This is a genomic window from Klebsiella sp. V115_8 (assembly GCF_029967715.1).
Classification (GTDB): domain Bacteria; phylum Pseudomonadota; class Gammaproteobacteria; order Enterobacterales; family Enterobacteriaceae; genus Klebsiella; species Klebsiella quasipneumoniae.
Genome location: NZ_JASCAR010000032.1, coordinates 124,779 through 137,098, shown reverse-complemented (window position 1 = coordinate 137,098; position 12,320 = coordinate 124,779). Strand labels below are relative to the sequence as shown.

13 protein-coding genes are annotated in these 12,320 nt (G+C 56.8%); 9 read left to right on the top strand and 4 right to left on the bottom strand.

The window, feature by feature from the left end:
* Positions 1 to 200: 200 nt before the first annotated feature.
* A complete protein-coding gene (gene speA, locus QLG03_RS14940) occupies positions 201 to 2,177 on the bottom strand; it encodes a biosynthetic arginine decarboxylase (protein WP_004205167.1) in 1,977 nt (658 codons plus the stop codon).
* Between the two features lie 8 nt (positions 2,178 to 2,185).
* Positions 2,186 to 2,317 carry an acid stress response protein YqgB gene (yqgB, locus tag QLG03_RS14935; protein ID WP_002916578.1) on the bottom strand — a complete coding sequence of 44 codons (132 nt, stop codon included), beginning with the start codon at positions 2,315 to 2,317 and terminating at the stop codon, positions 2,186 to 2,188.
* A gap of 382 nt (positions 2,318 to 2,699) precedes the next feature.
* Between yqgB and QLG03_RS14930 the strand changes: the two genes are divergently transcribed.
* The 9 genes from QLG03_RS14930 (at position 2,700) to ruvX (ending at position 10,277) form a co-directional block, all read left to right on the top strand.
* A complete protein-coding gene (locus tag QLG03_RS14930) occupies positions 2,700 to 2,858 on the top strand; it encodes a hypothetical protein (protein WP_032428987.1) in 159 nt (52 codons plus the stop codon).
* Positions 2,859 to 3,017: 159 nt separating this feature from the next.
* Complete coding sequence (gene metK, locus QLG03_RS14925; RefSeq protein ID WP_004205170.1) at positions 3,018 to 4,172, top strand: methionine adenosyltransferase; 1,155 nt, start codon at positions 3,018 to 3,020, stop codon at positions 4,170 to 4,172.
* A gap of 382 nt (positions 4,173 to 4,554) precedes the next feature.
* Positions 4,555 to 5,949 carry a sugar porter family MFS transporter gene (locus tag QLG03_RS14920; protein WP_004205171.1) on the top strand — a complete coding sequence of 465 codons (1,395 nt, stop codon included), beginning with the start codon at positions 4,555 to 4,557 and terminating at the stop codon, positions 5,947 to 5,949.
* A 77-nt stretch (positions 5,950 to 6,026) separates the two neighbouring features.
* Positions 6,027 to 6,527 (top strand): SprT family zinc-dependent metalloprotease, encoded by a 501-nt coding sequence (locus tag QLG03_RS14915; protein WP_032428989.1) that lies wholly within the window; start codon positions 6,027 to 6,029, stop codon positions 6,525 to 6,527.
* Positions 6,528 to 6,621: 94 nt separating this feature from the next.
* A complete protein-coding gene (gene endA / locus QLG03_RS14910; protein WP_032454045.1) occupies positions 6,622 to 7,329 on the top strand; it encodes a deoxyribonuclease I in 708 nt (235 codons plus the stop codon).
* Between the two features lie 91 nt (positions 7,330 to 7,420).
* Positions 7,421 to 8,152 (top strand): 16S rRNA (uracil(1498)-N(3))-methyltransferase, encoded by a 732-nt coding sequence (rsmE, locus tag QLG03_RS14905; protein ID WP_023290991.1) that lies wholly within the window; start codon positions 7,421 to 7,423, stop codon positions 8,150 to 8,152.
* Positions 8,153 to 8,172: 20 nt separating this feature from the next.
* Positions 8,173 to 9,123: a glutathione synthase gene (gshB, locus tag QLG03_RS14900; protein ID WP_004205176.1), complete on the top strand. Its 951-nt coding sequence runs from the start codon at positions 8,173 to 8,175 to the stop codon at positions 9,121 to 9,123.
* A 174-nt stretch (positions 9,124 to 9,297) separates the two neighbouring features.
* Positions 9,298 to 9,861, top strand: a complete 564-nt coding sequence (locus QLG03_RS14895; protein ID WP_002916603.1) for a YqgE/AlgH family protein — start codon at positions 9,298 to 9,300, stop codon at positions 9,859 to 9,861.
* A complete protein-coding gene (gene ruvX, locus QLG03_RS14890; protein WP_004205178.1) occupies positions 9,861 to 10,277 on the top strand; it encodes a Holliday junction resolvase RuvX in 417 nt (138 codons plus the stop codon). Before QLG03_RS14895 ends, ruvX begins: the two co-directional genes overlap by 1 nt.
* A gap of 51 nt (positions 10,278 to 10,328) precedes the next feature.
* On the opposite strand, the gene QLG03_RS14885 is transcribed toward ruvX, so the two are convergent.
* Positions 10,329 to 10,982: a LuxR C-terminal-related transcriptional regulator gene (locus QLG03_RS14885; RefSeq protein WP_048335272.1), complete on the bottom strand. Its 654-nt coding sequence runs from the start codon at positions 10,980 to 10,982 to the stop codon at positions 10,329 to 10,331.
* A gap of 348 nt (positions 10,983 to 11,330) precedes the next feature.
* Entirely contained in the window at positions 11,331 to 12,311 is a 981-nt protein-coding gene (locus QLG03_RS14880; RefSeq protein WP_032454049.1) for a type IV pilus twitching motility protein PilT, read from the bottom strand.
* Positions 12,312 to 12,320: the final 9 nt, after the last annotated feature.

The following is a 12,320-nucleotide window of genomic DNA, read 5'->3' as shown; positions in this document are numbered from 1 at the left end:
AAAAATAAGTATAAAAAAACCCCTCCGCGTCGTTAGGCCCGACGAGGAAGGGTTTGATAGATAAATCGCTTATTGGCGTGAATTATCGCCGGTAATGCATACGGGTTCAAGTGAGTATCGCCTTCTGCCGGATGACGGCTTCGCCTTAGGCGGCCGCCATACGCAGGCCCGGTAAGCGCAGCGCCACCGGGCATCAGCGGTTACTCGTCTTCCAGATAAGTGTACCCGTACAGACCCGCCTCGAACTCTTCGAGGAACTGCTGCTGCAGCGCGTCGTCGAGGCCGGTGTTTTTCACCTGATCGCGGAACTGGGTCAGCAGCGTGTTGGGATCCAGCTGCACGTACTGCAGCATATCCGCCACGGTATCGCCCTCGTCGGACAGCTCAACCTCAACGCTGCCGTCAGGGAAGACGAACACGTCTACCGCCTCGGTATCGCCGAACAGGTTGTGCATGTTGCCAAGGATTTCCTGATAGGCGCCGACCATAAAGAAGCCCAGCATCGGCGGGTTCTCCGGGTCATATTCCGGCATCGGCATGGTGGTGGCGATCCCGTCGCCGTCCACGTAGTGATCGATGGCGCCATCCGAGTCGCAGGTGATGTCCAGCAGCACCGCGCGGCGCTCAGGCGACTTGTTCAGCCCTTCCAGCGGCATCACCGGGAACAGCTGATCGATCCCCCACGCATCCGGCATCGACTGGAACAGCGAGAAGTTGACGTAGATTTTATCCGCCATGCGCTCCTGCAGCTCATCAATAATCGGGCGATGGGCGCGGTTGCTCGGGTCGAGTTGCTTCTGCACTTCATGACACATGTTCAGATACAGCTGTTCTGCCCAGGCGCGCTCCTGCAGGTTGAAAGTGCCGGAGGAGTAGCCGATATGGATATCGTGCAGGTCCATCTGGCTGTCGTGCAGCCATTCGCGCAGCGAGCGGCGATTGCCGGTTTCGTGCATCTCCAGCCAGGTTTCCCACATGCTCTGCAGCGGGCGCGCGGCGTCTTCCGCCGGCGGGGTCGCCTCGGTGTATTCGTTGCGCTCCACGCCGATGATGTTGGAAACCAGCACGGTGTGGTGCGCGGTCACCGCGCGGCCGGACTCGGTGATCACCGTCGGGTGCGGCAGGCCGTTCTCTTCACAGGCGTCGCCGATGGCCCAGATGATATTGTTAGCGTATTCGTTCAGGCCGTAGTTCACCGAGCAGTCAGACTGCGAGCGGGTGCCTTCGTAATCCACGCCCAGGCCGCCGCCGACGTCGAAGCACTGGATATTGACGCCCAGCTTATGCAACTCGACGTAGAAACGCGCCGATTCACGCACGCCGGTGGCGATATCGCGAATGTTAGCCATTTGCGAGCCGAGGTGGAAGTGCAACAGCTGCAGGCTGTCGAGGTGTCCTGCGGCACGCAGGATCTCCACCAGCTGCAGAACCTGGGTCGCCGCGAGGCCGAACTTGGACTTCTCGCCGCCGGAAGACTGCCATTTACCGGACCCCTGCGAGGCCAGACGCGCGCGCACGCCAAGGCGCGGCACCACGTTCAGGCGCTCGGCCTCTTCCAGCACGATGGCGATCTCCGACATCTTCTCGATGACCAGATAGACCTTGTGGCCCATCTTCTCGCCCACCAGCGCCAGGCGGATGTATTCGCGGTCTTTATAGCCGTTACAGACGATGACGCTGCGGGTCATCCCGGCGTGCGCCAGCACGGCCATCAGTTCCGCTTTCGAACCGGCTTCCAGACCCAGCGGCTCGCCGGAATGGATCAGCGATTCGATGACGCGACGATGCTGGTTCACCTTGATCGGGTAGACCAGGAAGTAATCGCCGTTATAGCCGTAGGATTCGCGCGCGCGCTTGAATGCGGCGTTGATTGAGCGCAGGCGGTGCTGCAGGATCTGCGGGAAGCAGAACAGCGCCGGCAAGCGTTGCCCTTGCGCTTCGCGCGCTTTGACTAATTCAGCGAGGTCAACGCGCGCTTCCGGGACGTCCGGATCCGGGCAAACGCTGATGTGGCCCAGTTCGTTGACGTCATAATAGTTATTGCCCCACCAGGCAATATTATAAGTACGCAGCATCTTGCTGGCTTCCTGGGAGCTCATCGCTACCTCCTGCATGGAACGTAGTACACCGTGTTCGCCTGCTGACGAAGGCGAAACCATAGACATGTCGTCAGACATAGCGAACCTCAATTTTTAATAATAAGTGTAAGACAGTTAACTACTATCGCAGTCCAAAGATGCGATAACAACCCATGAACAGTCCTAAAGCCCAGCACTATCTGCTGGTTTTGCGACTGCGCGACCGGTTTCTTATTCATATCATCGTAAAACACGTAGCCGAACAGAGTATGACAGTCCGGAGAAACCACGAGAAAACTCTTGCCAGGCAAGAGCGCCCTTGTTCAGTTTTCTGACGACCGACCGGCCCTGGAATCCTGAGAAGCGCCGAGATGGGGTGAACATCGGCTGGTTTGCATGAGAGAGATGCAGGTTGCGGAGTGCTGACGCGCGACAGAACGACGCGACGAATCAAGCGAAAAACGTTGGTTCATTATCTGGTATCACCTCCACACCGCCCTGGGTCAGGGTCGGCGACAAGCCAAAGCTATACATACCGGGCAACAGGCGCTATGCCGTTGCGAGATTCTGTAAATACAGACTGCTTAACCCGGCTGGAAGTGGCACCACGGGGAGATCCCCGTGCGCTTTTTTAATGAGCCGCGCGCGGCGTTTTATACCGAGAAGCGGGGTAAAAAGCAAAATAAAAATGTGCAGGTTTGCGCGGTTGTCAGGAAAATTTGCCAGGCGAGTTTTCCGATAAATGCGACCGCCATCAAAAAAGGCTGGAAATGGGCTTAAGATTTGACCTAAAATAGCCGTCCAGAAGTTAATCCGTCTATACTGATTAACACTCAGACTGCTCGTGTCGCTACCTGCGCGGCTTTGCGCTGATTATCCACCAAAGCCACATTACACAACAGTATGAGCTATCCGAATCGTCCACAGGTGAAATAAAATATGGCAAAACACCTTTTTACGTCTGAGTCCGTATCAGAAGGGCATCCTGACAAAATTGCTGACCAAATCTCCGATGCCGTGCTGGATGCGATCCTCGAGCAGGATCCGAAAGCGCGTGTCGCATGTGAAACCTATGTCAAAACTGGCATGGTGCTGGTAGGCGGCGAAATCACCACCAGCGCATGGGTTGACATTGAAGAGATCACCCGCAACACCGTCCGCGAAATTGGCTACGTGCATTCCGATATGGGCTTTGACGCCAACTCGTGTGCCGTACTGAGCGCCATTGGTAAACAGTCTCCGGACATCAACCAGGGCGTTGACCGTGCCGATCCGCTGGAACAGGGCGCAGGCGACCAGGGGCTGATGTTTGGCTACGCCACCAACGAAACCGACGTGCTGATGCCGGCGCCGGTGACCTACGCTCACCGTCTGGTGCAGCGCCAGGCTGAAGTACGTAAAAACGGCACCCTGCCGTGGCTGCGTCCGGATGCGAAAAGCCAGGTGACCTTCCAGTATGACGACGGCAAAATCGTCGGCATCGACGCGGTGGTGCTGTCCACGCAGCACGCGGAAGATATCGACCAGAAATCGCTGCAGGAAGCGGTGATGGAAGAGATCATCAAACCGATTCTGCCAACCGAATGGCTGAGCGCGTCCACTAAATTCTTCATCAACCCAACCGGCCGTTTCGTTATCGGCGGCCCGATGGGCGACTGCGGTCTGACCGGTCGTAAGATCATCGTCGATACCTACGGCGGCATGGCTCGTCACGGCGGCGGCGCCTTCTCCGGTAAGGATCCATCTAAAGTTGACCGTTCCGCAGCCTATGCGGCGCGCTATGTGGCGAAAAACATCGTTGCCGCAGGCCTGGCTGACCGTTGCGAAATTCAGGTTTCCTACGCCATCGGCGTTGCAGAGCCGACTTCCATCATGGTGGAAACCTTTGGTACAGAAAAAGTGCCTTCTGAACAGCTGACCCTGCTGGTGCGCGAGTTCTTCGACCTGCGTCCGTACGGCCTGATTCAGATGCTGGATCTGCTGCACCCGATCTACAAAGAAACCGCTGCCTACGGTCACTTTGGTCGCGAACATTTCCCATGGGAAAAAACCGACAAAGCGGCCTTGCTGCGCGAAGCGGCTGGTCTGAAATAATCTCCCCCGCTTCCACTCTTCAAGGCCAGCCTCGCGCTGGCCTTTTTATGTCCGTTACCCACCCTCCCATGCCCTGCTTCAGCGAACCGCGGCGATGCAATGAAAGCGATTACATCATGAAAATGGTCGATTGCTGCCTGCAAGCGCCTTCTCATGCGTGCATTTTTCACAATGTTACATATTGTTTCGGTTAACTCTGATTACCGTTTTTAAAATTGTCGTCTATCCTTGTTTATATTGCTGATTTAAAAAACATTTAATGAATTACGTTTCTTTACCTTTGTGGAAACGATTACACAGCCGTGACTATAATCACGTTTTTTTACCGACGAGTGTCCTACGCTAACCATCGACAGAATCAATAACTCAACTGGAGGGCGTTATGCCTGACAACAAAAAACAAGGGCGTTCAAACAAGACCATGACGTTCTTCGTCTGTTTCCTCGCCGCGCTGGCTGGCCTGCTGTTCGGCCTTGATATCGGTGTTATTGCGGGTGCCTTACCCTTTATTGCCAATGAGTTCCAGATTTCCGCTCACACTCAGGAGTGGGTGGTCAGCTCCATGATGTTCGGCGCCGCCGTCGGTGCGGTCGGCAGCGGCTGGCTCTCCTTCAAACTGGGCCGTAAAAAGAGCCTGATGATCGGCGCCATCCTCTTCGTCGCCGGCTCTCTGTTCTCCGCCGCCGCGCCAAACGTCGAGATCCTGCTGGTTTCCCGCGTGCTGCTGGGCCTGGCGGTGGGCGTCGCCTCCTACACCGCGCCGCTGTATCTGTCGGAAATCGCTCCGGAGAAAATTCGCGGCAGTATGATTTCCATGTACCAGCTGATGATCACCATCGGTATTCTTGGCGCCTACCTCTCCGACACCGCTTTCAGCTACAGCGGCGCATGGCGCTGGATGCTCGGCGTAATCATTATTCCGGCGGTATTGCTGCTGATCGGCGTTATCTTCCTGCCGGACAGCCCGCGCTGGTTCGCCGCTAAACGTCGCTTTGTCGATGCCGAGCGCGTGCTGCTGCGCCTGCGCGATACCAGCGCCGAAGCGAAACGCGAACTCGACGAGATCCGCGAAAGCCTGAAGGTAAAACAGTCCGGCTGGTCGCTGTTTAAAGACAACAGCAACTTCCGCCGCGCGGTGTTCCTCGGCATTCTGCTGCAGGTGATGCAGCAGTTCACCGGGATGAACGTCATCATGTACTACGCGCCGAAGATCTTTGAGCTGGCGGGCTATGCCAACACCACCGAGCAGATGTGGGGGACGGTGATCGTCGGCCTGACTAACGTGCTGGCTACCTTTATCGCCATCGGTCTGGTCGACCGCTGGGGCCGTAAACCGACGCTGATCCTTGGCTTTATCGTCATGGCCGCGGGGATGGGCGTGCTGGGCAGCATGATGCACATCGGCATTCACTCCTCAACCGCCCAGTACATCGCCGTCCTGATGCTGCTGATGTTTATCGTCGGTTTCGCCATGAGCGCCGGCCCGCTGATTTGGGTACTGTGTTCCGAAATCCAGCCGCTGAAAGGCCGCGACTTCGGTATCACCTGCTCCACGGCGACCAACTGGATTGCCAACATGATTGTCGGGGCCACCTTCCTGACCATGCTTAATTCGCTGGGCAGCGCCAACACCTTCTGGGTGTACGGCGGTCTGAACGTGCTGTTTATCCTGCTGACGCTGTGGCTGATCCCGGAAACCAAAAACGTCTCGCTGGAACATATCGAACGCAACCTGATGCAGGGTCGTCCGCTGCGCGAGATCGGCGCCCGCGATTAACCCGCCTGAGCTTCCTCCCCTCACGGGAGGAAGCTTCCTCTTGCTCTCCCCCCTCCGCCGCACTATCCTCTGGCGCTATGAAAACACCCCGTATTCCCATCGCTATTCAGCAGGCCGTGATGCGCAGCCTGCGGGAGCATCTCGCCAAAGCGAACCTCAAGCTGGAACGCCGCTACGCGGAGCCGACGCTGGTCTACCAGCAGCGCGGTACCTCCGCCGGCACCGCCTGGCTGGAGAAAAACGAAATTCGTTTAAACCCGGTGCTGCTGCTGGAGAATCAGCAGGAGTTTATCGATGAAGTGGTGCCCCATGAGCTGGCGCACCTGCTGGTGTGGCAACACTTTGGCCGGGTAGCCCCGCACGGCAAAGAGTGGAAATGGATGATGGAGAGCGTCCTGGGCGTTCCCGCGCGTCGCACCCACCGTTTTGAACTTGATTCGGTCCGCCAGAATACCTTCCCCTACCGCTGCCGCTGCCAGCAGCATCAGCTCACCGTTCGTCGCCATAACCGGGTGGTGCGCGGCGAAGCCACTTACCGCTGCGTGCGCTGCGGCGATCTGCTGGTGGCTGAAAAATAAGCATTGGAATTAATTAGAAACTTTCTGATCTGACTGATTGCATCCGGCACCCTCATTCGCTACGTTGCGGGCTCGTTTTGACACGGAGTGAACGATGTCCCGTATGCATGTTTTAGCCGTTGCAGTATTGTGCACGGCAGTGAGTGGCCCGCTTGCGGCCGCCGAAATTACCAGCTTTTCCCAGGCCAAGGCCGCTGGCGTCAAAGTAAACGCCGACGTTCCCGGCGACTTTTACTGCGGCTGTAAAATTGACTGGCAGGGTAAAAAAGGCGTTATCGATCTGGAATCTTGCGGCTATAAAGTGCGTAAAAATGAGAACCGCGCCAGCCGGGTTGAGTGGGAACACGTGGTGCCGGCGTGGCAGTTCGGCCATCAGCGCCAGTGCTGGCAGGAGGGCGGACGTAAAAACTGCGCCAAAGATCCGGAGTACCGCAAGATGGAAAGCGACATGCACAATCTGCAGCCGGCGGTGGGAGAAGTGAATGGCGATCGCGGCAACTTTATGTACAGCCAGTGGAACGGCGGTGAAGGCCAGTACGGCCAGTGCACCATGAAGGTCGATTTTAAAGATAAAATCGCCGAGCCCCCTGCCCGCGCACGCGGCGCCATCGCCCGCACCTACTTCTATATGCGCGACCGCTACCAGCTGAATCTTTCCCGCCAGCAAACTCAGCTGTTTACCGCCTGGAATAAACAGTACCCGGTCACCGCCTGGGAGTGTGAACGCGATGAACGCATCGCGAAAGTACAGGGCAACCATAATCCGTATGTCCTGCAGGCTTGCCAGGCGCAAAAGAGCTAACCTACACTAGCGGCAATTGTTAATTTGCAGCCCTGTGCTTCCCGCCCAATGGCGGGAAGCTGGCATCTGCGCAAAGAACGGAATATCAAGCATGCGCATTCCTCGCATCCATCATCCAGAACGCCTCATTGTCGGCAGCCTGATCGCGTTGAGCGATGACGCGGCCAACCACGTCGGCCGCGTCCTGCGCATGACCGCTGGTCAGCACCTTCAGCTCTTCGACGGCAGTAACCAGGTGTTTGACGCCGTCATCACCGAGGCCGGTAAGAAAAACGTCGCGGTTGAAGTCCTCAGTGGCGAACCCGACGATCGGGAATCGCCGCTGCATATCCATTTAGGCCAGGTGATGTCCCGCGGCGAAAAAATGGAATTCACCATCCAGAAATCGATTGAACTCGGGGTAAGCCTCATAACGCCACTGTTTTCCGAGCGCTGCGGCGTTAAACTGGACGCTGAACGTTTGCAGAAAAAGATCCAGCAGTGGCAGAAAATCGCTATTGCCGCCTGCGAACAGAGCGGTCGTAACGTGGTACCGGAAATTCGTCCGGCGATGCAGCTGGAGGAGTGGTGCGCCGAGCAGGACAGCGGGCTGAAGCTCAACCTGCACCCGCGCGCCAGCGCCAGCATTAACACGCTGCCGCTGCCGGTTGAACGCGTCCGTCTGCTGATTGGCCCGGAAGGCGGGCTCTCGGCTGAAGAGATAGCGATGACCGCGAAATACCAGTTTACTGATATCCTGTTGGGACCGCGCGTTCTGCGTACAGAGACTACTGCGCTCACCGCCATCACCGCCCTGCAGGTGCGTTTTGGCGACTTAGGTTGAGGCGTTAACGGAGAAGAACCATGATCAAGCTCGGCATCGTGATGGATCCCATCGCAACCATCAACATCAAGAAAGACACCAGCTTCGCTATGTTGCTGGAGGCGCAGCGTCGCGGCTATGAACTCCATTATATGGAGATGAACGACCTCTATTTGATCAACGGCGAAGCCCGCGCCCGGACGCGCACGCTGAGCGTCGAACAGAACTACGACAAATGGTATGACTTCACCGGCGAACAGGACCTGCCGCTGGCGGATCTTGACGTCATTCTGATGCGTAAGGATCCGCCGTTTGATACCGAATTTATTTATGCGACCTATATTCTGGAGCGAGCGGAAGAGAAAGGCACGCTTATCGTCAACAAGCCGCAGAGCCTGCGCGACTGTAACGAGAAGCTGTTCACCGCCTGGTTCTCCGAGCTGACCCCGGAAACGCTGGTCACCCGCAATAAAGCCCAGCTGAAAGCCTTCTGGGAAAAGCACGGCGATATCATCATGAAGCCGCTCGACGGCATGGGCGGCGCCTCTATTTTTCGCGTCAAAGCCGGCGATCCGAACCTTGGGGTGATCGCCGAGACGCTGACCGAGCTGGGCAGCCGCTACTGCATGGCGCAGAACTATCTGCCAGCCATTAAAGATGGCGACAAGCGCGTGCTGGTGGTGGATGGCGAGCCGGTGCCTTACTGCCTGGCGCGCATTCCGCAGGGCGGCGAGACCCGCGGCAATCTGGCCGCCGGCGGACGCGGCGAAGCTCGCCCGCTAACCGAAAGCGACTGGGACATCGCCCGCCGCGTCGGCCCGACGCTGAAGGCCAAAGGTCTTATCTTCGTCGGCCTGGATATCATCGGCGACCGTCTGACGGAGATTAACGTCACCAGCCCCACCTGCGTACGTGAGATCGAAGCCGCCTTCCCGGATATTTCGATCACCGGCATGCTGATGGACGCTATTGAAAGACGTCTCGCCCGATAAGCACTACGGCGGACGAACGTCCGCTCAGGGCACAGCGAGCGCGGATCGCCGCGCTGGTGAAACCCTTCCAGCCAGGCGCCGCTCAGGCGCCTGCCAGATAAAGTGCATCGACACCATTCTACTTTGCCCGCATACTGGGTGTTGCTTTTTGAACCAGGAACAGAACCTCTGACAATGAATTTACAGCATCACTTTCTGATTGCCATGCCTGCGCTTCAGGACCCCATTTTCCGCCGCTCCGTGGTCTATATCTGCGAGTATAACGACGAGGGTGCCATGGGCATTATTATCAATAAGCCGCTGGAAAATCTGCAGGTGGAAGGGATCCTTGAGAAGCTCAAAATTGTCCCGGAGCCGCGTAATCCGGAGATCCGCCTGGATAAACCGGTGATGCTGGGCGGCCCGCTGGCGGAAGACCGCGGCTTTATTTTACATACCCCGCCCTCTGACTTTTCCTCAAGCATCCGTATCTCGGATAACACGGTGATCACCACCTCGCGGGATGTCCTCGAAACCTTAGGCACCGACCGGCAGCCGGGCAACGTGCTGGTTGCGCTGGGCTACTCCTCGTGGGAGAAAGGGCAGCTGGAGCAGGAGATTTTAGATAATGCCTGGCTCACCGCCCCGGCGGACCAGAATATTCTTTTCCGTACGCCCATCGCCGATCGCTGGCGCGAGGCGGCTAAACTGATTGGCATCGACATCGTGACGATGCCAGGCGTCGCGGGGCATGCATGATGAGCGGAACCTTTCTCGGCTTTGATTTCGGGACGAAAAGCATCGGTGTGGCGGTGGGGCAACGCATCACCGCCACCGCCCGGCCACTGCCGGCGCTGAAGGCGCAGGACGGCAAACCGGACTGGAATATCATCGAAAAACTGCTTAAGGAGTGGCAGCCTGAGGCGGTGATCGTCGGCCTGCCGCTGAATATGGACGGCACCGAGCAACCGCTGACGGCGCGCGCACGTAATTTCGCCAATAAAATTCATGGCCGCTTTGGCGTCGCGATCCTTCTCCACGATGAACGTCTGAGTACGGTTGAGGCCCGGGCGGGCCTGTTCGAACACGGCGGCTATCGGGCGCTAAATAAAGGCAGCGTCGATTCGGCCTCTGCGGTGGTCATTCTGGAAAGCTACTTCGAGCAGAGCTTTTAAGCTCTGTCTTCTGCGCCGCCGGCGAACCGCTAACGGCGCACATCCTCCCGCCTAGTGGCGCAGATGTTCGTTAGCCCAGCTCACCGCCTGGGTGCGATTCTTAACGCTCAGCTTACGGAACACGTTATACAGGTGCGTCCGCACCGTGTTCTCGCTGATAAACAGCGCGCGGGCAATATCCAGGTTGGTCGCGCCGCAGCGCAGTTCGTTGAGGATCTCGCATTCTCGTTCGGTCAGCGGCGAGTTTTCAACCGGCGCCGATGTATGGTCCGCAGCGTACATCGCCGGGTGCATCACGCTCAATTCAGCCGTCTGTTCGCCGTTCAGCACGGCCTTGACGCCCTCAATTAAGCGCGATTCATCATCGTCATGGCGGAACACGCCATATAAAGCCGGCCACTGCGCCATTTCGTATAACTCATACTTTTGCGCGCTGTTGATAATCAGCAAGCGGGGATTATCTGACTGCAGCCGAATAATATCTCGCCACACCCCGTTTAATTTCTTATTTGAAACGGCGATATCAAATAATATTACAGAGTCTTTCACCAGTCGCTGCGCCAGCGGTTTATTAATATTTTGTAAAACTACCGGTGCCATCAGGGTTTCGCTGAGATAGCTGGCAAAGGCTTTACTCTGGATTGACGGGTGGGTAATAAATGTAACCTGACGAGAAGATGATGAATTTCCATTTAAATTAATCACTTAAAACTCTCCTTAGCTGCTATCCACCGTCATGGTGGTTAAATGAATAAAAAAATATACAATCAGTCATGAATTTATAAATAGCCTTAGCAATTTACAAATTGAAACGTTATTCCATGAGAATCATCCTATTCCCGTAAACAGCATAAATCGAATACCGCAAAGCTGTCAAAAGGTAATCAAACTTTTTTCCTGGAAATGCGTATTCACTGTCGAAATATCTCAGCTGAATGTCTTATTTGAATTTATTCAGAAAGATTATTTGTATTATCAAATAATATCCAGAAACAGCATTTAAACATTCAGTTAACACATCATTTTAACCACCCAACCCGCTTCACGCCCCCCCTACAGCTGGCCTGTGGCCACACGTTGCTGAAAACTCTGGGTAAATGTCAGCATTCCGGCCTGCATCCCGGTCTGCATTACACCGGGCAGCTGGTGCACTTTTCCTTCGCGGATCAAATTCGCCACCGCCGGCGTATTGACCAGAAGCTCGTATAGCGCAACTCTGCCGCCCTGACGTGCGGGTAATAATTTTTGCGCCAGCACCGCGCACAGGCTTCCGGCCAGCTGACTCCGAACCTGATCTTTCTCCTCTGCCGGAAAGACATCGATCAATCTCTCCACCGCCGGCGCCGCGCCGCGGGTGTGTAATGTCGCCATCACCAGATGCCCGGTTTCCGCAGCCGTCAACGCCAGGCGGATGGTTTCGCTGTCGCGTAACTCCCCAAGCAGGATCACATCCGGATCCTGGCGCAGCGCCACCCGAAGCGCCGCGGAGAACGAAGGACAGTGACGGCCAATCTCCCGCTGCTGGATCAGGCAGCGCTCGCTGTGATGAATAAACTCCACCGGATCCTCCAGCGTCAGAATATGGCCATCAAGATGCTGGTTGAGATGCCCGACCATCGCCGCCAGGGTAGTCGACTTGCCGCTGCCCGTCGCCCCGGTGACCAGCAGCAAGCCACTCTCTTCCGCCAGTAGTTCGCTTAGCGCAGGCGGCGCGCCCAGCGTCTCCAGACGCGGGCACTGGACGGGCAGCAGGCGCAGCACCAGCGATATTCCGCGCGTATGGGCGAAAGCGCTGGCGCGTAGCCGCGAACCGCAGGCCAGAGTCAGCGCAAAGTCAATCTGGCCGTGCTCCTGCCAGTGCTGGAACTGTGCGGCATCGAGCCAGTCGTTGAGTAAATCCGCGATATCCGGCGCGGGAAAGGGAGCGGCCTCCAGCTTGCCCTGCCGCCGCCAGCGCGGTGCGGCGGAATTGCACAGGTGTAGATCGGAGACATTATGCTTTACACTAAGGGCTACGATTTCTTCCAGCTTCATAACTCATCC